The organism is Providencia sp. wls1943 (genome assembly GCF_009706275.1).
Classification (GTDB): Bacteria; Pseudomonadota; Gammaproteobacteria; order Enterobacterales; family Enterobacteriaceae; genus Providencia; species Providencia zhijiangensis.
The window spans coordinates 248,801-272,234 of record NZ_WLTU01000017.1; the positions used below are offsets into that span (position 1 = coordinate 248,801).

Here is a 23,434-nt window from a genome sequence, read left to right on the forward strand (position 1 = left end):
TCTTACCTATCGGGTCGAACACATCAAAATTAAGCGTCGAGAACGGCGCGCGAAATAATGATTTTTTGAATTTCTGACGTCCCTTCAAAGATACGCAAAATACGGGCATCTCGTACATAGCGCTCTAGGGGTAGATCGCGAATATAACCATACCCCCCATGCAATTGCAGCGCGGCATCCGTCACAAAACCGGCGCATTCCGCCGCAAACAGTTTTGCGGTGGCTGATTGCAAACTAAAACGCTGTCCAGAATCACGCAGTTCCGCTGCGTTCCATGTCAGCATACGCGCGGCTTCCAGTTGTGTGTGCATATCGGCAAGTTTCCATTGCGTTCCTTGATAAGCCGCCAGCGGCTTCTTACCAATCTGACGCTCTTTCACCCAGCCTAATGTACTTTCCATGGCTGCACGGGCGATCCCCAATGACGTTGCCGCCACTTCTACACGACCTTTATCCAACACTTCCATCGCCGTATGGAAACCCTTGCCCTCTTCACCTAGCAATGCCGATTCTGGCAGCCAACAGTTGAGCGCTAATTCATAGATAGTGCTACCACGCAGCCCCATGGTCTTTTCTGGCTGAGAAAATGCGACGCCTTCCGTCCCTTTTGGGATCATAAAAGCACTAATGCCACGAGCGCCTGCTTCGACGTCCGTTTTGGCGTACAGCACGATGAAATCTGCCTCTTTGGCATTGGTAATATAGTGTTTGTTGCCACGAATGCGCCAACCGCCATTTTCACGGGTTGCTGTCGTGCGCATATCCGCGGGGTTTGAACCTGCGGCTGGCTCGGTTAATCCAAATGCGCCAAGTAATTCACCACTTGCCGCCTTTGGTAACCAATAATTTTTTTGCTCTTCTGTTCCGCCAATCAAGATAGAATCTGTTGCTAAGAAATGGGCCGTCAATGCGGAGGATGTGGAGGCACAAGCCGCTGCCACCGCTTCAACAATCATGCTCATGGCAATACTACCAATCCCAAAACCGCCATATTGCTCCGGTAAGTTAATTCCCCAACAGCCCATTTCCCCCAGCGCGGTTAAGCTTTCCGCACAAAAAATTTCTTCTTCATCATAGCGTTGAGCGTTCGCTTGCAGGATATCGCGACACACTTTTTCAACGGCCTCTACAATGGCGTACTCGGTTTCATTAATATCAAAACTCATTGCATCGTCTCCGCGCTTTTTATCGTTGTGGTTGTAGTAGCTGCTGTGGCTGTCGATTTATAGTGTTCATTGCCTTCCCCAAGAACAGGGGCTCTTTGGGTAACCTTCGGTTTCACGCCATTAAAGAAAACAGGCTGAGAAATCAGAGGAGTACCGCCATCATTTAAGTGGGTTAATACTTGGCGAACTTCGGCATGCTCACTTTGCGTCGCTTGCTGTAAATTGTGAATTGGCGAGGCAGGAACGCCAGCATTCAGGAGTAAGTCACACACTTCCTCGACACTTTTTGTTCCTGTCCAGCGCTCAATTTCTTCACGTAGCGCCGCTTGGTTTACCGTACGAGTCGGGTCATTCAAGTAACGCGGGTCTTGGGATAGCTCCGGTTTCCCCATACATTCACAGAAACGTTGGAACAGTTTTTCACTGGCAATCGCAATCACCACCAAACCATCTTTTGCTTGGTAGGTATCAAATGGCGTTGAAACAGGGTGACGATTACCCACTAAACTTGGCGCCTTACCATTGGCAAATAAGTTAGATAACCCAGTGAGCTGCATACTGAGCAGCACATCCACCATGGCAACATCCAGATATTGCGCGCCTTCACCGTGACGTTCGCGAGCAAACAGCGCGCTGCTAATCGCCCATGAGGCAAATACGCCCGCACAGACATCTCCGATGGATTCACCACTGCGTGTAGGGCCTGACTCTGGGGAACCTGTCACGCTCATCAACCCAGACATGGCTTGCGCCACAATGTCATACGCTGGGTAGCTCGCTAGGGGGCTGTTTTGTCCAAACCCTGAAATGCTGGCGTAAATAATGTTGGGATTAAGCTGTTTAACACTGTCGAAATCGATCCCAAGACGCTTGGTGACACCGGGGCGGAAGTTCTCCACCACCACATCACTCTCTTTGATCAATTGAAATAAAATCTGACGATCGCCATCGTCTTTAAGATCTAACTCAATGCTGCGTTTTCCACGATTGATCAGCCCGTAATAAACACTTTCACCGTCAATAAAAGGACCAAGATGACGGCTATCATCACCATGATCAGGCACTTCGATTTTGATCACTTCGGCGCCCAAGTCTGCCATCATGCCAGTGCAGTAAGGCCCTGCTAGCACGCGGCTTAAATCAATTACTTTGATCCCAGCCAGCGGTCCGTGTGGTTTTTGAGTCATTGCCGCATTCATCGTGAATTCCTTATGTGAGGCTAAAAGGTGCCGACTCCATGGAGCCGGCATTCGACATTACTTGACCATTGGCAAGTTAAGGCCTTGCTGCTTCGCACAATTAATGGCGATGTCATAACCGGCATCCGCATGGCGCATGACGCCAGTTGCTGGGTCGTTGTGCAGCACACGAGCAAGACGTTTATCTGCGGCATCGGTGCCATCACACACAATCACCACCCCAGCGTGTTGCGAGAAGCCCATTCCCACGCCGCCGCCGTGATGCAAGCTCACCCACGTCGCCCCGCCTGCGGTGTTCAGCAGCGCATTGAGTAATGGCCAGTCAGAGACGGCATCTGAACCATCTTTCATGGATTCGGTTTCACGATGTGGGCTGGCAACAGAGCCAGAATCAAGATGGTCACGACCGATGACGATAGGGCCTTTTAGCTCCCCGCTTTTCACCATCTCGTTAAACGCGCGCCCCAATCTTTCACGGTCTTTTAGTCCTACCCAACAAATACGCGCTGGTAAACCTTGGAATGCAATACGCTCGCGCGCCATATCCAGCCAGTTATGCAGATGCTTATCATCTGGGATCAGTTCTTTGACTTTTTGGTCTGTTTTGTAGATATCTTCTGGGTCACCCGACAGTGCCACCCAGCGGAATGGACCAATTCCTTCGCAGAACAGTGGACGAATATACGCAGGCACAAATCCTGGGAAATCAAAGGCATTATTCACACCTTCATCTTTGGCCATTTGGCGAATGTTGTTGCCGTAGTCGAACGCGGCTGAGCCACGCTTTTGCATTTGCAGCATGGCATCCACCTGCACCGCCATACTTTTCTTCGCGGCTTTAGTCACTTCGGCTGGCGCAGTTTGTTGCTTGTCACGCCACTGGGATAATGTCCAACCTTGTGGTAGATAACCGTGTACTGGGTCATGGGCGCTGGTTTGGTCAGTGACTGAATCTGGCGTGATATTGCGTTTGACTAACTCGTTATACACATCCGCCGCATTGCCTAATAAGCCCACAGAGACTGGCTTACCGTTCGCTTTGGCTTCTTCGATATAACCCAACGCTTCATCCAGTGAAGTGGCTTTTTTGTCTACGTAACGGGTTCTTAAACGAAAATCGATACGGCTTTCATCGCACTCAACCGCAATCATGCTAAAACCAGCCATAGTAGCCGCTAAAGGCTGCGCCCCCCCCATACCGCCTAGGCCGCCAGTTAGGATCCAACGCCCCGCAGGGTTACCATTAAAATGCTGTTTTGCCAGTGAAACGAAAGTTTCGTAAGTGCCTTGCACTATCCCTTGTGAACCGATGTAGATCCATGAGCCGGCAGTCATCTGCCCGTACATCATCAAGCCTTTGCGATCTAATTCGTTGAAATAATCCCAATTCGCCCAATGAGGAACAATGTTGGAGTTAGCAATTAAAACGCGAGGCGCGTCTACATGGGTTGGGAAAACCCCGACAGGTTTACCGGATTGCACCAGCAATGTTTGGTCGTCTTCGAGGGTTTTTAAGACATCTAAAATTTTGTCGTAACATTCCCAGTCACGGGCTGCACGTCCAATGCCACCATACACCACCAAGCTTTGCGGATGCTCAGCGACATCTGGGTCTAAGTTATTTTGGATCATGCGGTAGACGGCTTCAGTCAGCCAGCTTTTGCAGCTCTTTTGGCTACCGTGCGGGGCACGGATCACGCGCGTTGAATCTGTACGGTTTAACATTCTTTTATCCCCTATCCATCCACTTGGTTTAACGCAAAATTAACAATTTCGGTTATTTATCATTGTTGAGTTAGTGGCTGCCAGATCATTCTCATACCGTGGGAATCTTTTAACTTGACATTAAAATCAATTAGTTAAATAAAATCAAAGAACGGTTGAGAACAACTCTTTTTGCCCTGTTTGCTTAGTTGATAATTAAATATATATACATTTAATTCACAAAGTATATACATTGAAATTTGAATTTTTGTCGCTACAGTGAAGAAGGGAGATGGAGAAAAGTTAGACAACAATAACTAGGGTGCTGTTTCTACACAAAAACTTGTATATACATTTGATTTTCTATGCAGAAACAAACAAATAACAGAAATGAGAGATACTTCACATTCCGTAAGAATAGAAAAATTAACAGTTAAAACGACTAAAACCTATCTTTATAAGATTATCACCTGCCATTTCATCGCATGATACCTCTGAATAGGTAATATCTATTTATGCAATAATTTATTTTCTCCGTGAGGTAGCCTATCCCAAAATGAAATATACCAATAAGTGAGTTTTCATGACTAAAATTAATCAAAACATACCCTATTCCACCGAAAACCTTCCCTCTATTGAGAGTAAAATATCGAATAAAAATTCATTCTCCAACTTTGTCTGTCGAATAAATAATGCATTAGAATCATTTTGTAATTTATTCAAATCACCAATAAAAAATAGAAAAAGTGAATTAAATATAAAAAATAACATTGCCTTTATTAAAAAAAACTTCAGTATTAATAATAAATATAAAAAAGAAATTATTCATGATGAAAAATCAACTGCTATTATATTGAGAAAAAAAATAGAAAGATTTAAACCTAACACTAATGATAGTTGCACATCTACTCACCTTGGCCGTACTCATGAATGTAATGGATATACTTTTGATAGAAACCTATCTGATAAATTCAACAAGGATTTCAATAGAACAAACACTCACTTACACACTCCATACCGCCAAGAAAATTCAGTTAAAATTAAAGATGCAAGGGTTCTCACTGCAAAATTTGGATTAAAAAACGCACAATTAATATCGCAAATTGCTCATCAAGGCTTTCTTGCAGATCCCACAATACTTTTACAACAAATAAATAAAAATCAAAATTACTATATAGGGGAAGGGGATATTCAAAAATCTAAAAATAACAGTTCAATTGAGGATATGAAAACCACCTTTAGTATTAAAGAAACAAAAAATGGGAATTGCATTATTACAGCAAATAAAACATTTGAATATATAAATACAAGTGAAGATTTCGGCAGTGCATTACCGGGATTGTCAATTTCAATCGAAAGAAAAACATATCTAACTAAAGACAATGAAAATCATCTTAAACTAAATAATCACAAGGGTATTTTTAACTTTATTGATGATAAGAAAGATGATTTTAAAATTACAATCAAAAAAAATAATATGGAAGAATTAATAAGAAATAATTCGCATGATGAGTAAGCGGCTAAGCCCTAGTCACATACACAAGTATATGACTAGGGTTAGCGTTCACGGTCAACACCGGAACAGCTCAAAGTATGACGAAATTTATGACGAAAATACTACCCGCCAAGATAGGCACTGCGTACCGCTTCATTCGCCAGCAAGGCTTTTCCGCTATCTTCCAGAACAATATGCCCATTTTCTAACACATACCCACGATCAGCGAGTTTCAATGCTTGGTTAGCATTTTGCTCCACCAGAAAGATGGTCATCCCCTCTTCCCGTAGCTGCAAAATAGTGTCAAAAATTTGCATAATGATAATTGGTGCCAGCCCCAATGAAGGTTCATCCAATAACAGTAATTCAGGCTGACTCATCAGCGCCCGTCCAATGGCTAGCATCTGCTGCTCACCACCGGACATGGTTCCTGAACGCTGGCTACGACGTTCATGCAGCCGTGGAAATAACGAATAAACCCGTTCAATACGCTCGTGATATTGATGGCGATCCGCAAAAAAACCGCCCATAGCCAGATTTTCCTCAACAGTCATGCGGGAAAACACCCGCCTCCCTTCCGGCACTAGCGCAATGTCTTTACGCATAATTTGCGGTGTCGGTAGCTGAGTAATATCCGCCCCCCGATAAAGTACCTGACCAGAGGATGCGCGAGGGTCGCCACATAACGTACTGAGTAACGTCGTTTTTCCTGCACCATTGGCACCAATCAGCGTGACAATTTCCCCTTTTTGGATATTTAAGCTGACATCATGCAGCGCCTGAATTTTCCCGTAATGGGTGGAAACTTGTTTAAATTCCAGCATCAGTAAGCTTCTCCCAAGTAGGCTTTGATCACATCCGGATGCTGGCGAATTTCGTTCGGTGTTCCGTTCGCCAGAGGTGTTCCTTGGTTCACCACATAAATGCGGTCAGAAATGCCCATCACCAGTTTCATATCATGTTCTATCAATAAGATAGAGACATTATGATGGGTTCTCAGCTCTGCAATTAGCTCATCCAGATCGTTAGTTTCTTTCGGGTTTAACCCTGCCGCTGGCTCATCCAGCATCAAAATTTCAGGTCGCGTCACCATACAGCGGGCAATTTCTAGGCGACGCTGTTGACCATACGCCAGATTCCCCGCTTGGCGGTTAGCAAATTCAGAAAGATTGACCCGCTCTAGCCATTTCACCGCGTTATCTACCGCTTCGGCTTCTGCTCGGCGAAATGCAGGCGTTTTCAGTAAGCCTGAGAAAATACCGCTTTTCAGATGTTGGTGCTGAGCCACTAATAAGTTTTCAATTACCGTCATTTCTTTGAATAAGCGAACATGCTGGAACGTACGGATCACCCCAAGGCGAGCAATGGCTTGACCCGGAAGCCCTTCAAGATGCTTATCCCGATAGAGGATCGCCCCGCTCGTTGGCTTATAAAACCCAGTCAAACAGTTAAATATGGTGGTTTTCCCTGCACCATTGGGGCCAATCAGTGAAACGATTTCCCCTTGGTTCAACGTCAGTTCCACGTTGTTGACCGCTAGCAAACCGCCAAAGCGCATGGTTAAGCCACTGACTTGCAATAACGGTACAGCCGAAGGCTGAATAGACGTCGTCATGATCCACCTCCTTGTGCACTTTTCAATTTCATTTGGCGGCGCTGCATTGGTAACAAGCCTTGTGGACGCCAGATCATCATCAGCACCATCAATGCCCCCAGCAGCAACATGCTGTATTCATTCAGATCGCGCATCATCTCCCTTGATACCACCAAGATGATCGCAGCTAAAATCACCGACGTTTGCGATCCCATTCCACCAAGCACCACAATCGCCAATACAAAGGCAGACTCAGCGAACGTGAAGGATTCAGGGCTGATAAACCCTTGTCGTGCAGCAAATAACGCTCCTGCAAACCCTGCAAATGTTGCACTGATTGTAAAGGCGGTTAATTTAATACGCGTCGGGCTTAAGCCTAATGATCGACACGCAATTTCATCTTCACGTAGCGCTTCCCACGCTCGCCCTAATGGCATCCGTAATAAGCGGTTGATCACGATCAGTGTGATCACCACCAGCAACAAGGCGACAAAATAGAGGAAAATGATCCGGTCGCCGGGGTTGTAATCTAAGCCGAAGAAGTTATGGAATGTGTCCCAACCCTCTTTAGCAGTACGGCTAAACTCTAAGCCAAAGAAGGTCGGCTTTGGCAGCTGGCTGATCCCATTCGGGCCGCCGGTGATCTCCGTATTATTTAATAATAAAATACGTACGATCTCCCCGAACCCAAGAGTGACGATCGCCAAATAGTCACCCCGCAGGCGCAGTACTGGAAAGCCCAACAAGAATCCTGCTAATGCCGCCGTTAAGCCGGCAATCGGTAAGCTTTCCCAGAAACCGAAATCATAATAGTGATTAAGTAAGCCAAAGGTATAGGCGCCGATAGCGTAGAAGCCCGCATAGCCGAGTACCAATAATCCGGATAACCCAACCACCACGTTCAAGCCGAGCCCCAGCATCACGTAGATTAAGGTTAATGTGGCAATATCGACGCTACCGCGAGAGACTAAAAATGGCCATATAATCGCCCCAATAATGATAGCGAGCCCGATAATTTTTTGTCTGAGCGAGCCGCCGTCAAAATCCGGTAACGCCCACGATTTTTTGGGCACGCCCTGCCACACTTTGCTTAACGCGGGGCGAATTAATTGATACACAAAGATAATGGCGATACCGACGAAGATCCAATTCCAACGAACGTCTCCCCCAGATTCCACTATCAACTTAGTGCCATCGAGACCTAATTTTAGCCCCATCATAAATACCGCTAAAATAAAGAAGGTGACGGAGGCAATAATGGCGCTGATCCAATTTTCTTTTCTCATACTTTTTCGACCTCCGGGCGACCCAGAATGCCAGTTGGCATGATCAACAGAACACCAATCAATAAACCAAATGAGACGACATCTTTATATTCCGTGCTTAAATACGCCGAGGTCATGGCTTCCGCCACACCGAGGATCAAGCCGCCCAGCATTGCGCCTGGAATACTGCCGATTCCACCTAATACGGCTGCGGTGAAGGCTTTCATTCCCGCCATAAAGCCAATATACGGGTTAATTACGCCGTAGAATTGCCCTAATAACACGCCTGCAACCGCCGCCATCGTCGCACCGATCACGAAGGTCAAAGAGATCACGCGGTCAGTGTTGATACCCAGCAAACTTGCCATTTTTAAATCTTCCGCACACGCACGGCAGGCGCGCCCCATACGGGAATAACGGATGAATAGCGTGAGTGCCAGCATCGCAAGGAAGGTCACAACCCAAATAGTCAGTTGCATTTTGGTGACAATAGCGGAGAAACCATCACTTTCACCTAATACCCACTGTCCAGTAATCAGGCTTGGCAATGCCAGATCGCGGGATCCTTGAGACAGACTGACGTAGTTTTGTAAGAAGATGGACATCCCGATCGCCGAGATCAGCGCAATCAGGCGCTTAGAGTGACGAACAGGACGGTAAGCAACGCGCTCGATACTCCAGCCATAGGAGCTTGATACCACAATGGCCGCCACAAACGCCGCTGCAATGAGGATCCAGCCCACATCGATACCGAGCATCATTAAGCCCGCAATGACAATGAACGAAACGTAGCTACCAATCATGTACACTTCACCGTGGGCGAAGTTGATCATCCCGATGATGCCGTACACCATGGTATAGCCGATAGCGATCAGCGCGTAAGTGCTTCCTAACGTTAAGCCATTGAGGAATTGCTGAATAAAATACAGAATTTGGTCTGACATAAGATTATCCTTTCAAACTACTGTCCCTCTATGGAGAGCAGAAGCTGGAAGCCCGTTACCAAGCTTCCAGCTCATCACTGAATACGCATTTCTCAATTATCAATACAAGTGAGAATTACTCTTGTGCAGTAGAGGTTCCGTCTTTGTGCCATTCAAACACTCCGAATTCGAAACCTTTCAGGTCACCATTTGGCTTCCAGCTTAATTGCCCCATAACGGTATCCACAGGGTTAGCTTTCAGATCTTTCGCCAGCACATCAGGTTCCGTGCTGCCTGTACGCTGCATCGCCGTAGTTAAGCCTTGAATTGCTGCGTAAGTTGTCCATACAAATGGTCCTGTTGGATCTTCTTTTTTCTTTTTAATCGCATCGACGATGGATTGGTTAGCTGGAAGTTGGTCATAACGTTTCGGTAATGTCACCAACATACCTTCTGAGGCGTCTCCTGCAATATTCGACAGTGAGGAGTTACCCACACCTTCAGGCCCCATAAAGCGAATGTTCAGACCTGATTGTTTCGCTTGGCGTAAGATTTGCCCCATTTCTGGGTAGTAGCCACCGAAATAGACAAAATCGACGTTCTCTTTTTTCAGTTTAGCGACCAGTGCAGAGAAGTCTTTATCACCCGCAGTGACACCTTCAAACATGACTTCTTTCACGCCAGCTTTGTTTAAACTTTCACGTACTGAGCGAGCCAAACCTTCGCCGTATTGCTGTTTATCATGGACGACTGCAATGCGCTTCGGTTTAATTTTTTCGATAATGTATTTCGCCGCTGTTGGGCCTTGGTCAGAATCCAAACCTGTTGTGCGCATGATAAGCTGGTAGCCACGCGTGGTTAAATCCGCATTGGTCGCCGCTGGGGTGATCATTAGAACGCCTTCGTCTTCATAAATATCTGAAGCCGGCTGAGTGGAGGAAGAGCAGAGGTGCCCAATGACGTGCTTGATGCCGTCGTTAATCACTTTGTTGGCGACCGCAACCGCTTGTTTTGGGTCACACGCATCGTCGTATTCAACGGCAACCAGTGTATCGCCGTTAATTCCACCCTTCGCATTAATATCCGCAATAGCTTGGCGAGCGCCCGTAAATTCCATATCACCATACTGAGCAACGGGGCCTGACATAGCGCCGACAACTGCGATTTTAATCTCTTTCGCCCATCCAGCTGGACTTAATGCCATTGCGATACAACCCGCTAATAATGCTTTATTAATATTCTTCATTCGTGCGTCCCCGCCATCAATATTGTGTATGATTGTGAGTGTTTGTGATTGATTTATAATCAATTATTATAGGTGACAGGTTCAATGCCTGATATTTCAAAATACGGCCAATAAGGCTATATATTTCAGACCATTAAACAAGAGAATTATGCTAAATAGCAAATGAATGAGACAGCTATTTACATCAACTGCAGAATAAAAAACTAATGATAAAACGTGTATTTTTTGTAAATGCTAGTGTTATATTCCAGTTAAATTTGGCTTAATCCGAGGGAAACTCGGAAAATTCATCAATACCAAATTTTTCTCTTTGAAATTAAAAAATCGGTTACAGATCACTCTGCTGTTAGAATAGCGTGCAACATGCACCATGAAATGGATCAAAACAACATGAGACTTACCATCATCCCTCTGGTCAATCCTACTGAGCAACAATACATCGACTTATCGAAGATCTGGCTAGACCAGAATCGAACACAACTCGAACAAAGCCTTGAGTCTGGCGTGCATTTTTATGGGGCGCGTTTTAACGATCGCTTATTGGCAGCTGCTAAAGTGGTTATTTATCAACAACAAGGTACTATCTGTGATTTTAATGTCCGTGAAGTCACTCGCCGTCGCGGTGTGGGATTGTATCTTTTACAGGAAATTTGCCGTCAACAACCTGAAATCCGCCATTGGATCTTTGACTTGCAGGGAGTGGAACCGCAAAACAAAATCGCTTTGGAGAAATTTCTTGTTGCCTGTGGTTTTCAACCCACCGAAGAAACCCATCATTGGCAGCTAAACATCGAGCCATCAGTATGAAACTTAATAAAATTCATCACGTTGCTATTATTTGCTCTGATTTTTCTAAGAGTAAGGATTTTTACTGCCAGATCCTTGGATTACAGCTTCTCGCAGAATATTACCGTCCAGAGAATGACTCATGGAAAGCAGATTTAGCTTTTGGAGAGCATTATCAGATTGAGCTGTTTAGTTTCGCCAATCCGCCCAAAAGACTCAGTTATCCTGAAGCCACTGGGTTACGTCATTTAGCGTTTGAAGTGGATAATATAGAAGAATGGATTGCCTATTTGGCACAAAATCAGGTGGTGTGTGAAGGGGTAAGAATCGACCCGTATACTCAGAAGCGTTTTACCTTCTTTACGGATCCAGATGGACTGCCTTTAGAACTTTATTCCCGTTAATTACTAGGGGAAAGGAATAAGTTATCTGCATCTATTTTCCAATCAGAGGAAATAAATGCAGATAACGTAGACGGGCAAGAAACATTACATCTCGTCGTCTTCATCTTCCATCGCAAGACGCAGCTTTTTCATGGCATTCTTTTCAAGCTGGCGAACACGCTCAGCGGAAACACCATATTTGTCGGCCAGTTCTTGCAGCGTCGTTTTGTTGTCATCATCCAACCAACGAGCACGAATGATATCTTGGCTGCGCTCATCTAATGATGCTAATGCATCTGCTAAGCGATCAGTTGCATGGCTTTCCCAGTTATCATCTTCAATGGTATTGGCAAAATCAGAAGACTTATCTTGGAGAAAAAGCACCGGCGCAACAGGGCCACCGAAATCACCGCTATCATCGTCGTCAGACATATCAAATGCCATGTCTTGCGCCGCCATACGGGATTCCATTTCCAGCACATCTTTGGTGCTCACGCCTAGCTCTTGTGCAACCATATCCACCTCTTCTTGGTTAAACCAACCAAGGCGTTTTTTATTCTTTCTTAAGTTAAAGAATAACTTACGCTGGGATTTTGTTGTTGCGACTTTGACAATACGCCAGTTACGTAAAACGTATTCATGAATTTCCGCTTTGATCCAATGCACGGCGAAAGACACCAAACGCACACCCACTTCAGGATTAAAGCGACGCACAGCCTTCATCAGGCCGATGTTGCCTTCCTGAATTAAGTCAGCTTGTGGTAAACCATAGCCTGCATAGCTACGCGCGATGTGAATAACAAAGCGCAAATGGGATAAAATCAGTTGCTTAGCAGCTTCGAGGTCACCATCGTAATGCAGCCTTTCTGCCAGTTCCTTTTCTTCCTCTGCGGTCAGCATCGGGTAAGCATTGGCAGCTCGCATATAAGCTTCAATACTTCCTTGTGGAACAAGCGCTAGTGATTGCATGTCTTTGGTCATTAAGATCCTCTATGAATTGTACTGAAATGGGAGAGAGTCGATACAGACAAACCGTAGTCTATCAGCTTAGCCGCGTTAAATAAATTATATACAAGAATAGTTAACCGCAGGTCAATATCTGACACATAATTAGAAAAGAAGTTCGCAGAAATTTATTTTTCCCATCAGTGCCAATAAGTTAGCACCGATGGGAACAACTAAATTATTCTGGTCTGAAATGGCGTAAATGTTGTAATGTTGCCAGCCATGCCGCTACCCAGCCCACAATTGCAGACATTAAAATAATCAACAGAGCCTCTTCCCACAGTAGCCCTTCAATGTGGAATTGCGTACCAAATACGCTTGCTACTTGCGCGACTAAATCGGACAACTGCCACACGAGTAAGAATGTCATAATGAGGGCGATCACCGCACCCAAGGCGCCTAATACCACCCCGCCATTTAAGAATGGGCGCATAATAAAGCCATCAGTAGCACCAATGAGCTTCATCACATTGATGGTATCGCGACGAGCAAAAATATTTAGCCGCACACTATTACCAATCACTAAGAACAATGAAACAATCATCAAAATGCCAATCACCGATGCTACTTGCCCTACCAACCGAGTTAATGCAGCTAGGCGTGAGAACCAGCTATCATCCATTCGAACTTCTTCAATGCCGTTAACTTGGCTAACACGGTCGCGCAATGTAGCTAAGGCATTCGAACCTTCAAAATCCAGTTTCGGGGTAATAATTGCCACTGCTGGTAGTGGATTCTCTTCTAGCATATCTAATGCGGTACTAAAGCCAGACCAGCTACGGAATTCCGATATCGCTTGGTCGCGAGATAAGTAATTCACATGGGCAACGCCATCAAGGGCTTCAAGCTGGGTCACCACATTTTGTCCCCCTTGCTCATCGAGAGACTTATCCAGATAGACCGTCAACTGAGGCGTCGGATACCACTGCTCAGCCGCTTGAGAAACATTCTTCCAAACGATATAACACAGACTTGGTAGCGCTAATGAAATGGCAATAACCATCACAGTTAAAAAGGTTGCCAGCGGTTGACGTAGCATATCAGCCAGCGCATTTAACCAAGAGTAGCGCCACTGCTCACGCCAGCCACCTTTGAGTGCTTTGCTTTTTGATTGCATGGCACGTTCTGGCTTCGCTTTGCGGACATTCTTAGCCATGTTGACCTCCAAGCATCCGACCTTCGCTTAAGGTCAATACACGCAAATTACGGCGTTCAATCAACGCAATATCGTGGGTTGCCATTAATACCGTCACACCCACACGGTTAAATTCTTCAAATAAACGCATAATGCCTTCAGATAACTCGTTATCAAGGTTACCTGTCGGCTCATCCGCGAGAAGCATCGTTGGCTTATTCACTACTGCGCGTGCAATACCCACGCGCTGCTGTTCACCACCAGACAGTTGGATTGGGAAGTTTTTCGCTTTATCCAACAAACCGACTTTATCCAATGCAGCGCTCACGCGTCGGCGAATATCTTCGCTACTTGCACCAGAAATAATTAGTGGCATCGCCACGTTGTCATAAACAGTGCGGTCAAATAACAGATGGTGATCTTGGAAAATCATGCCGATCTGTCTGCGCAGAAAAGGGATCTCTCTGTCTTTTAGTCGGCTGATATCGTGACCATTAAACAGAATATGACCCGCACTTGGGCGCTCAATACCACAAATCAGTTTAAGTAATGTACTTTTACCTGCGCCTGAGTGACCCGTTAAAAATGCCATTTCCCCAGGGCGTAGATGGAAATCTACCCCTTGGAGCGCTTGGCGGCCACCGCGATAAGCTTTACTCACATGTTCAAAGCGGATCATCGAAAATTATTCCTCTCGGGCAAATAGAGCCTCGATAAAGTCATCGGCTTTAAATGGGCGTAAATCTTCAATACCTTCACCAATCCCGATATAACGAATTGGAATACCGAACTGATCGGCGATTGAAAAGATTACGCCACCTTTTGCTGTACCATCGAATTTTGTCAGTGTAATACCGGTTAAACCTACGGCGTCATTGAAAATTTTAGCCTGACTAACCGCATTTTGTCCGGTGCTCGCATCGAGGGTCAACATAATTTCATGAGGGGCTGACTCATCAAGCTTCTTCATCACGCGGACAATTTTCTTCAATTCTTCCATTAAGTGCGCTTTATTTTGTAAGCGCCCTGCGGTGTCGGCGATCAACACATCGACACCTTTTGCTTGAGCAGATTGAATCGCATCAAAAATCACGGAAGCTGGATCAGCACCAGTATGCTGAGCGACAACTGAAATATTGTTACGATCGCCCCACACTTGCAGTTGTTCAACTGCCGCGGCACGGAATGTATCACCCGCCGCCAACATGACGGACTTACCTTCTGATTGATACTGACGTGCTAATTTACCAATCGTTGTTGTTTTACCCACACCGTTAACACCAACCATCAGAATAACATAAGGTTTTTTACCTTCGATCTCTAATGGTTTGTCTACGGTGGCTAAAATATCAGACATTTCTTCACGCAGCTTACCGTACAACGCTTCGGCATCTTTTAGCTCTTTACGGGAAGCGTGCTGCGTTAAGTTATCAATGATTTTACGGGTAGTTTCAACACCGACATCCGCAATTAATAACTGCTCTTCTAGCTCTTCAAAAAGGTCGTCATCGATTTTTTTGCCCTTGAATAGACCAAGGAAACCAGAACCTAAATTTTGACGAGTTTTTAATAAGCCTTTCTTCAGACGGCTGAAAAAGCCTTCTTTTTTCGGTTTTTCCTGCTCAACTGGCTGAGTTTTCGCAGCGTCTTCTTCCGCTTGCTTTTGTGCTTCTTCCTCGGCTAAACGTGCCGCCTCGGCCTCTTCTTCTGCAATACGAGCTGCTTCTTCTTCCGCTAATCGAGCTGCTTCTGCCTCTTGGCGTTCGCGTTCGGCTTTTTCTTTGGCTTCTTTGATAGCAGCGAGTTCAGCTTGGCGTTGACGCTCCGCTTCTTCTTCCGCTAAGCGAGCCGCTTCAGCCTCTTGGCGTTCGCGTTCGGCTTTTTCTTTGGCTTCTTTGATAGCAGCGAGTTCAGCTTGGCGTTGACGCTCCGCTTCTTCTTCCGCCAAGCGAGCTGCTTCTGCTTCTTGGTATTCACGTTCCGCTTTTTCTTCTGCGGCTTTGATAACAGCTAACTCAGCTTGATGCTGGCGTTCAGCTTCTTCTTCGGCAGCTTTAATTGCAGCCTGCTCGATTTGATGTTGGCGTTCCGCGGCTTCTTCAGCTTGTCGTAAAGCCTGCGCTTCTAACGCTTCTCTAGCCGCTTTTTCTTCTGCTATACGCTTTTCTTCTGCCGCTTGGCGCTCTTGCTCTGCATTTTCTGCCGCAATGCGCATCGCCTCTAATTGCGCTTTATGCCGGCGTTCTGCTTCTTCCGCAGCAGCCGTAATCGCATCTTGTTCAGCTTGATATTGGCGCTCAGCCTCATCTTCCGCCGCTTTAATTGCATCAAGCTCTGCCTGATGTTGACGCTCAGCTTCTGCTGTGGCGGCATCCTGTTGCTCAGTATCATGAACAACATCATTTTTCAGTTCGACATCCGATTGCTGGGTTTCTTCTTCATTCTTACGACCAAATCCCAACCATGAGAAAAAGCCTTTTTTCTTATCTTTAGCCATCAGCCACTACACTCCTCGCGGTAAAAACATGGCGTTTAAAAATTAAATCGCAATAAAATTACATGCAGTCTATCATTTCATCGCGCAGCAACACATATCTGAAAGAAAAATCCTGACAATTTATTCTTATTTTTCTGTTAAAACCGTGAAACCGAAGCGCTACAATAGTCCCCAATAATTTATACATTCCTCAATGAACTAAGCAACTATACATATTATGGCAAAAAAACCACAAACAGCCTCCTTGGGGCAAATTCGTGTCATTGGTGGTAAGTGGCGTGGGCGAAAACTGCCTGTACGCGATAGTGAGGGCTTACGTCCCACCACTGATCGCATCAAAGAAACGCTCTTTAACTGGCTAATGCCAGTGATCCGTGATGCTCGCTGTCTTGATTGCTTCGCAGGTAGCGGCGCTTTAGGTTTTGAAGCCTTATCTCGCTTTGCCGAGCACGTCACGTTTATTGAACTTGATAAACAAAATGCCAAGCTTCTTAGTGAGAACAAAGTTCGCTTAGAAGCTGATAATGCGACCGTTATTAATAACAGCAGCCTCACCGTTCTTAGCCAAGCAGGAACGCCTTGTGATGTGGTGTTTATCGACCCACCTTTTCGTAAAGGGCTACTTGGAGAAACCATCACGCTGCTGGAAAAAAATCAGTGGTTAGCTGATGAAAGCTGGATTTATGTAGAGTCAGAAGCGGAGTTACCACTTACTGACATTCCCGCAAACTGGCAGTTACACCGTGAAAAAGTCGCTGGCCAAGTTGCGTATCGTCTGTTTATTCGTCAATCTGTTCATTCATCAAGTATGCAGGGAGAAAAAGATGCTGATTAATATCGGACGTCTGCTCATGATTTGTGTTTGGGGCTTTATGATCTTTAATATTGTGCATCCATTCCCTAAGCCATTGAAATATTTCATGGATGTCGCAATGGTATTTATGATTTTTATGCATGCATTGCAGACTATCTTCCTGAAAGCCAGCTTACCGAAAGATCAAAAGCTAACAGGGCTCCAGCAGACAAAAATTTTCTTTTTTGGCGTGTTTGAAATGCTCGCCATGCATAAGAAAACAAAAGCGGCTATTGAAGCCGCTAAAAAGAAATAATCGTTTATTCAGAGGGTTCGAAGCGAATAAATCGCGTACCTTGTAGGGTTAGCTTACCTTTAGCACCCAATTCAACACCTTGGTACTGCTCTTCGCTGACGATCACCTTAATCGTTTCTCCTGAAGCTTGAGTCTGAAAATAAAGTTCATAGCGAAAAGTTTCAGGGGATACCACATCGCGTTCCCGGGAACGCATATTTGGATAAGGGTAATCCTTTTTCTCTTTAACGAGCACTAACTGACTGACAGGCAATGAATTATCATTAATTTCATTCTGTTTCTTTTGGTCAAAAAAACGCTTAGTGGCTAACACGGCGATAATCGCGAGAACAATAATTAAGAGAATTGGCTTATTCATAATTTATATATTTAGCTTAGAATTATCATAAGTATATACCCTCTATCGCTCAAATTGCAGATAAACGCCATACAATTTATGCGAGACGCGGTATAGTTCATTTATATTTAATCGCTCTTGGTGATTTCTCTTTTCCAGAAACTCTTAAGGATATGTGTATGATTAGTTGGCCATTCCTCGCTGTTTTATTTTCTGGCTGGCTGTACGTTGATGCAGCCTATCGTGGCCCTGAGTGGCAACGTTGGTTATTCCGCCCTATCACTTTGCTTCTCCTATTATTCTGGGGATGGAGTTCTGACGACTTAAATGCGCAAACCTACCTAATTTTAGGCGGTTTACTGCTTTCCTTAGTTGCTGACCTCTCGAGAATGTTTTCTAGTGAGCACTTGCTTACTTCTTTAGGGCTGATGTTCTTAAGTTATCTGGTCTACACCATTAGCTTTGGAATGCAATTCAACTTTGGCCTGTATCTGCCTTGGCTCATCGTCCCTATTGCTATCGCAGCCGTCACCTTGGTACTGATTTGGGGAAAACTGGAAAGCCAACAGCCTGTTGTTTTCGCCTCTATTATTATGAGCATGATTATGATGTGGGTGGCTGGAGACCAATACTTTGGCTTAGGTCGAGAGTTTAATTTCTCGATTATGGTGGGCGCTTCTCTGCTATTTTTATCTCACTGTATCTGGTTAATTGCCCATTTCCGTTTCCCATTCAAAGCCTCTAAAGCCGTCGTGGCAGCATTCTACTTCCTCGGCCAGTTCTTTATTGTTCGCGCTATTTATTTATAATCCTCCGCCAATTGATAAAACGTGCTATTTGAGAATTTTATCAATTGGCTTCCCCTTTTTCGTTTGACTCTAGAGTCTACTCCAAAGTGTAGACTTAACCTTAATTAGAGAACATGGTTAAAAACGCATCTAGAAAAAGGGGGCGCTTATGCACTCACACTCTCATAAAGATACCCATGCACACAGCACGTCTTGCTGCTCAGGAAACACTTGCTCATCCGCAGCTGTAGAGAATAGCAAAGCGGTGAGCCATGACGCATCATCCCATGAACATCATCATGGCAATGACAAAAATCATGCTCATGATGATGACGATGAAAAATCCCATCAACATGGTAGCTGCTGTAGTTCAACATCCGCTGCAAATGACGATGTAGAGCCCACCCAAACCGCTAAACAGCGTTTTAGCTGGATTGTACGCGGGATGGACTGCCCAAGCTGCGCGGCTAAAATCGAAAACGCGATTTCCCAAATTCGCGAAGTCGCTCAAGCCAAAGTCCTCTTTGCCACTGAAAAACTCGTCGTGGACGCTGACAAAGACGTCACTGCCGTTGTTCGTTCAACGGTCGAAGCTGCGGGTTACGAGCTCCATGATGTAGGAAGCGCGAGTGCAGCATCAGCACCGCCACCAAGCTTACTGAGTGAAGCAAAACCCGTCATTATTTTAGCGATCCTAATGGCAATCAGCTGGGGATTGGAGTTTGTTAACCCACAACTGGGTAACGTGGCGTTTATCCTAACCACGTTATTTGGGTTATACCCTATCGCACGTAAATCGTTACGTTTGATTCGTACCGGTACACCATTTGCAATTGAAACCTTGATGACCGTTGCCGCTGTAGGGGCGATTTTTATCCAAGCAACTGAAGAAGCCGCCATGGTTATCTTACTGTTTATGCTGGGTGAAATGCTTGAGTCCTACTCTGCGGGACGCGCTCGCCGAGGTGTTAGCGCACTCATGGCTTTAGTGCCTGAAGATGCCGTACTTATCAAGGATGGACAAAAAACGTCGGTTCCTGTCGCACAGTTACGCCCTGGGGACATCATTGAAATTGCACCTGGTGGTCGATTACCGACCGATGCGGTGCTGATTGCAGGGTTTGCGAGTTTTGATGAAAGCGCATTAACGGGTGAATCCGTTCCTGTAGAACGCAGTGCTGGGGAAAAAGTGGCTGCGGGCTGTTTGTCCGTCGACAAAGCGGTACAAATGGAAGTGGTATCAGAGCAAGGCCAAAATGCTATCGACCGTATCTTGCAACTGATTGAAGAAGCCGAAGAGCGTCGTGCGCCGATTGAGCGATTCATCGACCGTTTCAGCCGAATCTATACCCCAATTATCATGCTGATTTCAGCTTTGGTAATAGTGATCCCGCCAATGTTCTTCGGCGCAGCTTGGGACACTTGGATTTACCGTGGTTTGACTCTGTTGTTAATTGGTTGCCCTTGTGCGTTGGTTATCTCAACCCCTGCGGCAATTACCTCAGCACTGGCAACCGCCACTCGCCGTGGCGCTTTAATTAAAGGCGGTGCAGCATTAGAACAGTTGGGAACCGTCACTACGATTGCACTGGATAAAACGGGCACCCTGACAGAAGGTAAACCGCATGTCACCGATGTTGTTCCTGTTGAAGGACTGAGTGAAAGCGAGTTAATTCGTATCACTGCATCGGTTGAAGTTGGCTCTCACCATCCACTGGCTAAAGCTATCGTCAATAAAGCTGAAGAATTATCTATCACTGTTGAGGAAGCATTAGAGCGTAAAGCACTAGCGGGTAAAGGGGTCGAAGGTTCTTTTAACGGTAAGCAAGTATTAGTTAGCGCGCCATCAAGGGTTGAACCAGCATTAAGCAGCCAATGGCAAGCAAAAGTGGAAGCGTTAGAAGCACAAGGTAAAACGGTTGTCGTCACGTTAGAAGATGGCCAAGTTATCGGCTTAACCGCCCTGCAAGATACCTTACGTAGCGATGCATCTGATGCGATGGCCATGTTGAAATCACTGAATGTTAATGCCGTGATGCTAACAGGGGATAACCCGCGTGCCGCCAGCGCCATTGCAAATCAGTTGGGTATGGAATTCCGTGCTGGATTATTGCCAGAAGATAAAGTGACCGCCGTGATGGAGCTTAATCGCGATCACAACACCATGATGGTGGGTGACGGTATTAATGATGCCCCAGCTATGAAAGCGTCAAGTATTGGTGTCGCAATGGGTGGCGGTACCGACGTTGCTTTAGAAACTGCAGATGCCGCTTTAACCCATAACCGTTTGACTGGATTACCTGAGATCGTCGCATTATCCAGAGCCACACGGAAGATCATCCGCGAGAACATCACTATCGCCTTGGGCTTAAAAGCGGTTTTCTTGGTGACGAGTTTGTTAGGTATTACTGGATTATGGGTCGCCGTATTAGCGGATTCTGGTGCTACGGCATTAGTCACCGCCAACGCGGTTCGCTTACTGCGCGTTAAGCTACCCGAAGTCAAAAAATAGCCTTCTGTTAGTTTGATATATCAACGCCGTAAAAATCATCTTTACGGCGTTTTTTTATGCGTGAAAGATTTAAAATAATCAATTACAGCAAAGAGTTACACAAAACATTCACTAGCTGAATTTAGGACTAACTTTTCTCCCGCACACAAAAATATTGGGTAATATCTCGGTCATCGACAACATTTGCTGAGCGTGGATATGGCTAATAATGCAAGTTCAATACCTCATGATGCCGCCTTTAAAGGTTTTATGACAAAACAGGATAATGCCCGAGATTTCTTTGAGCTTCATTTACCTGAGCAAATTAAATGTTTGTGCGATTTAGATACGCTCACCCTCATTAATTCAGCCTTTATTGATTGCAAACTGAGAACACGGTTTTCCGATGTTCTCTATTCCGTACAAACAAAAACTGGTGATAGCTACATCTATCTATTAGTGGAACATCAATCCACACCAGACAAACTCATGAGCTGGCGCTTAATGCATTATGCTTTCCTCGCCATGAACCAACACTTACAACAAGGGCATAAAACTTTACCGCTCGTTGTCCCCATTTTGTTTTACCACGGAAAGACATCTCCCTATCCGTATATTGGTCCATGGACACAATGTTTACCGCACTCAGAGATAGCTCATGATCTGTATAGCAGCCCTTTCCCGTTGGTGGATATCACCGTGGTTGAAGATACCGAAATAGTTAGTCACCGCAAAATCGCCGTGATGGAACTCGCAATGAAGCACAAAAAACTACGAAATGACCACCAGAGGATCACTGAGCACTTCGTTCAAATATTAAACAACCACTATAATGACAAAGATGACGTGATCACTATCTTGAATTACTTATTTATCATCATGGATTCACCTTATTACACATCCATTGTCGAGACATTAATCGACCAAGCCGAAAATCATCGAGGAGCTATTATGAATATTGCACAGCGGTTAAAAAATGAAGGAATAGAGAAAGGAATAGAGAAAGGAGAAAAAAAGAATCAACTCAAAGTGGCATTGATGAGCTTACAACTTGGTTTAAGTATCGATGTTATCAGTAAACTCACTGGGTTATCAGCCAGTGAAATTCAAGCGCTCAATTAAATCGTTTATCAAAAAAAGCCTCATACAAAGCAAAGAGGCTATCCATCATACAGAAATTGGGTCATTACAAACCGTTGGTTTTTTTGCGCAATAAATAGCGATACGGTGCATTATCAGCCTCAACCGCCAATAACTCGTGCTCCATAAAACGGCAAAAACCGGGAATATCGCGGGTGGTGGCAGGGTCATCTGCAATAATTAACAAAGTATCACCGTCCGCCATGTTACGTACCGTTTTACGTACCAGCATCACAGGTTCAGGGCAGCGCAGCCCTAGCGTATCAAGGGTTTTCGTTGGATTAGAAAATAAGTCAGACATAACACCACATTCTCTTGGTTATCAATGCGCTTATTGTAAAGCCACGCGCAGTGGATGAACAGTTTTGATTTTGTTGCGCAACGAGAGTATGATGCGCACTTCCCAATTTAGGGATGTTATTCATGGGTTCCCTCACCCCATTGCGACTAAAAAGGTACAATATGTTTACGTTTACTCCGCAGCAAAAAGCCACTGCGTTAATTTGGCTATCGTTATTTCATATTTTAATTATTACATCCAGCAACTACTTGGTGCAGTTACCCATTAATATTTTTGGGTTTCATACTACGTGGGGTGCGTTTACCTTTCCCTTTATTTTCCTTGCTACGGACTTAACCGTTCGCATCTATGGTGCGCCATTAGCTCGTCGAATTATCACTGCGGTCATGCTACCAGCATTATTAATTTCGTATGTGATTTCTGCTCTGTTCTTCCAAGGAGAATGGCAAGGTTTTGCGGCTATCATGACATTTAACCTGTTTGTTGCGCGTATCGCGGCGGCAAGTTTTATGGCATATGTCCTCGGTCAAATCTTGGATGTCAACGTGTTTAACCGCCTGCGCCAAAACAAACGTTGGTTTGTGGCTCCTGCCTGCGCCATGTTTTTTGGTAACTTGATTGATACCATCGCGTTCTTCTTTATCGCGTTTTATCAAAGCAGCGACCCGTTTATGGCAGCGAATTGGATGGAAATCGCTCTTGTTGATTACGTCTTCAAGTTATTAATTTGTATGCTGTTCTTCTTGCCAGCTTACGGTTTATTACTGAACTTTATTTTGAAGACTTTCTTCGCTACCGCCAGCAAGAAACAATTATCCCCGCAGCACTGAGATAAAAAAGGGAGATAAGCCATCACTTATCTCCCAAAGG

General features: G+C 45.1%; 23 protein-coding genes. 9 read left to right on the top strand and 14 right to left on the bottom strand.

Annotated features, from left to right (window positions below; all coding sequences use genetic code 11):
- Window positions 1-29 precede the first annotated feature (29 nt).
- The 3 genes from GKR48_RS08660 to hutU are packed head-to-tail and all read right to left on the bottom strand — an operon-like array spanning window position 30 to window position 4,090.
- A complete protein-coding gene (locus GKR48_RS08660; RefSeq protein ID WP_154627772.1) occupies window positions 30-1,166 on the bottom strand; it encodes an acyl-CoA dehydrogenase family protein in 1,137 nt (378 codons plus the stop codon).
- Window positions 1,163-2,365 carry a CaiB/BaiF CoA transferase family protein gene (locus GKR48_RS08665; protein WP_154627773.1) on the bottom strand — a complete coding sequence of 401 codons (1,203 nt, stop codon included), beginning with the start codon at window positions 2,363-2,365 and terminating at the stop codon, window positions 1,163-1,165. The genes GKR48_RS08660 and GKR48_RS08665 overlap by 4 nt, the downstream gene beginning before the upstream one ends.
- A gap of 57 nt (window positions 2,366-2,422) precedes the next feature.
- Complete coding sequence (gene hutU, locus GKR48_RS08670; protein WP_154627774.1) at window positions 2,423-4,090, bottom strand: urocanate hydratase; 1,668 nt, start codon at window positions 4,088-4,090, stop codon at window positions 2,423-2,425.
- A gap of 562 nt (window positions 4,091-4,652) precedes the next feature.
- Between hutU and GKR48_RS08675 the strand changes: the two genes are divergently transcribed.
- Entirely contained in the window at window positions 4,653-5,585 is a 933-nt protein-coding gene (locus GKR48_RS08675; RefSeq protein ID WP_154627775.1) for a hypothetical protein, read from the top strand.
- A 101-nt stretch (window positions 5,586-5,686) separates the two neighbouring features.
- Here the strand turns inward: GKR48_RS08675 and livF are convergent, their stop codons facing one another.
- The 5 genes from livF to GKR48_RS08700 form a co-directional block, all read right to left on the bottom strand.
- Complete coding sequence (gene livF, locus GKR48_RS08680) at window positions 5,687-6,388, bottom strand: high-affinity branched-chain amino acid ABC transporter ATP-binding protein LivF (RefSeq protein WP_154627776.1); 702 nt, start codon at window positions 6,386-6,388, stop codon at window positions 5,687-5,689.
- Window positions 6,388-7,179: a high-affinity branched-chain amino acid ABC transporter ATP-binding protein LivG gene (livG, locus tag GKR48_RS08685; protein ID WP_154627777.1), complete on the bottom strand. Its 792-nt coding sequence runs from the start codon at window positions 7,177-7,179 to the stop codon at window positions 6,388-6,390. The genes livF and livG overlap by 1 nt, the downstream gene beginning before the upstream one ends.
- Window positions 7,176-8,444, bottom strand: coding sequence for a high-affinity branched-chain amino acid ABC transporter permease LivM (locus tag GKR48_RS08690; protein WP_154627778.1), 1,269 nt, complete (start codon window positions 8,442-8,444; stop codon window positions 7,176-7,178). Before GKR48_RS08690 ends, livG begins: the two co-directional genes overlap by 4 nt.
- The gene (gene livH, locus GKR48_RS08695) at window positions 8,441-9,367 is read right to left on the bottom strand and encodes a high-affinity branched-chain amino acid ABC transporter permease LivH (RefSeq protein WP_154627779.1); all 927 of its coding nucleotides are present in this window, start codon (window positions 9,365-9,367) and stop codon (window positions 8,441-8,443) included. The genes GKR48_RS08690 and livH overlap by 4 nt, the downstream gene beginning before the upstream one ends.
- A gap of 115 nt (window positions 9,368-9,482) precedes the next feature.
- Complete coding sequence (locus GKR48_RS08700) at window positions 9,483-10,592, bottom strand: branched-chain amino acid ABC transporter substrate-binding protein (protein ID WP_132496626.1); 1,110 nt, start codon at window positions 10,590-10,592, stop codon at window positions 9,483-9,485.
- A gap of 390 nt (window positions 10,593-10,982) precedes the next feature.
- On the opposite strand from GKR48_RS08700, the gene panM reads away from it, so the two are divergent.
- Both panM and gloA2 read left to right on the top strand, forming a co-directional pair.
- A complete protein-coding gene (gene panM, locus GKR48_RS08705; protein WP_154627780.1) occupies window positions 10,983-11,399 on the top strand; it encodes an aspartate 1-decarboxylase autocleavage activator PanM in 417 nt (138 codons plus the stop codon).
- Window positions 11,396-11,782 carry an SMU1112c/YaeR family gloxylase I-like metalloprotein gene (gene gloA2, locus GKR48_RS08710; RefSeq protein WP_154627781.1) on the top strand — a complete coding sequence of 129 codons (387 nt, stop codon included), beginning with the start codon at window positions 11,396-11,398 and terminating at the stop codon, window positions 11,780-11,782. Before panM ends, gloA2 begins: the two co-directional genes overlap by 4 nt.
- A gap of 84 nt (window positions 11,783-11,866) precedes the next feature.
- On the opposite strand, the gene rpoH is transcribed toward gloA2, so the two are convergent.
- From rpoH to ftsY, 4 genes are all read right to left on the bottom strand, one after another.
- Window positions 11,867-12,742 carry an RNA polymerase sigma factor RpoH gene (rpoH, locus tag GKR48_RS08715; RefSeq protein ID WP_108478418.1) on the bottom strand — a complete coding sequence of 292 codons (876 nt, stop codon included), beginning with the start codon at window positions 12,740-12,742 and terminating at the stop codon, window positions 11,867-11,869.
- 202 nt (window positions 12,743-12,944) lie between these two features.
- Entirely contained in the window at window positions 12,945-13,922 is a 978-nt protein-coding gene (ftsX, locus tag GKR48_RS08720) for a permease-like cell division protein FtsX (RefSeq protein WP_132496629.1), read from the bottom strand.
- Window positions 13,915-14,580, bottom strand: coding sequence for a cell division ATP-binding protein FtsE (gene ftsE, locus GKR48_RS08725; RefSeq protein WP_154627782.1), 666 nt, complete (start codon window positions 14,578-14,580; stop codon window positions 13,915-13,917). The genes ftsX and ftsE overlap by 8 nt, the downstream gene beginning before the upstream one ends.
- Window positions 14,581-14,586: 6 nt before the next feature.
- A complete protein-coding gene (gene ftsY, locus GKR48_RS08730; RefSeq protein ID WP_154627783.1) occupies window positions 14,587-16,398 on the bottom strand; it encodes a signal recognition particle-docking protein FtsY in 1,812 nt (603 codons plus the stop codon).
- A 217-nt stretch (window positions 16,399-16,615) separates the two neighbouring features.
- On the opposite strand from ftsY, the gene rsmD reads away from it, so the two are divergent.
- A complete protein-coding gene (gene rsmD / locus GKR48_RS08735) occupies window positions 16,616-17,233 on the top strand; it encodes a 16S rRNA (guanine(966)-N(2))-methyltransferase (RefSeq protein WP_154627784.1) in 618 nt (205 codons plus the stop codon).
- Window positions 17,223-17,507, top strand: a complete 285-nt coding sequence (locus GKR48_RS08740) for a DUF1145 family protein (protein WP_036956002.1) — start codon at window positions 17,223-17,225, stop codon at window positions 17,505-17,507. The genes rsmD and GKR48_RS08740 overlap by 11 nt, the downstream gene beginning before the upstream one ends.
- A 4-nt stretch (window positions 17,508-17,511) precedes the next feature.
- Here the strand turns inward: GKR48_RS08740 and GKR48_RS08745 are convergent, their stop codons facing one another.
- Window positions 17,512-17,865: a DUF2500 family protein gene (locus tag GKR48_RS08745; RefSeq protein ID WP_036956001.1), complete on the bottom strand. Its 354-nt coding sequence runs from the start codon at window positions 17,863-17,865 to the stop codon at window positions 17,512-17,514.
- Between the two features lie 158 nt (window positions 17,866-18,023).
- On the opposite strand from GKR48_RS08745, the gene GKR48_RS08750 reads away from it, so the two are divergent.
- The 3 genes from GKR48_RS08750 (at window position 18,024) to GKR48_RS08760 (ending at window position 22,245) form a co-directional block, all read left to right on the top strand.
- Window positions 18,024-18,653: a lysoplasmalogenase gene (locus GKR48_RS08750; protein ID WP_154603493.1), complete on the top strand. Its 630-nt coding sequence runs from the start codon at window positions 18,024-18,026 to the stop codon at window positions 18,651-18,653.
- A gap of 148 nt (window positions 18,654-18,801) precedes the next feature.
- On the top strand, window positions 18,802-21,144 hold the full coding sequence (locus GKR48_RS08755; protein ID WP_154627785.1) for a zinc/cadmium/mercury/lead-transporting ATPase: 2,343 nt from the start codon (window positions 18,802-18,804) through the stop codon (window positions 21,142-21,144).
- Between the two features lie 198 nt (window positions 21,145-21,342).
- Window positions 21,343-22,245, top strand: a complete 903-nt coding sequence (locus GKR48_RS08760) for an Rpn family recombination-promoting nuclease/putative transposase (protein WP_154627786.1) — start codon at window positions 21,343-21,345, stop codon at window positions 22,243-22,245.
- 64 nt (window positions 22,246-22,309) lie between these two features.
- On the opposite strand, the gene tusA is transcribed toward GKR48_RS08760, so the two are convergent.
- Window positions 22,310-22,564, bottom strand: coding sequence for a sulfurtransferase TusA (gene tusA, locus GKR48_RS08765; RefSeq protein ID WP_154627787.1), 255 nt, complete (start codon window positions 22,562-22,564; stop codon window positions 22,310-22,312).
- Window positions 22,565-22,725: 161 nt separating this feature from the next.
- Between tusA and GKR48_RS08770 the strand changes: the two genes are divergently transcribed.
- Complete coding sequence (locus tag GKR48_RS08770; protein ID WP_154627788.1) at window positions 22,726-23,394, top strand: 7-cyano-7-deazaguanine/7-aminomethyl-7-deazaguanine transporter; 669 nt, start codon at window positions 22,726-22,728, stop codon at window positions 23,392-23,394.
- Window positions 23,395-23,434: the final 40 nt, after the last annotated feature.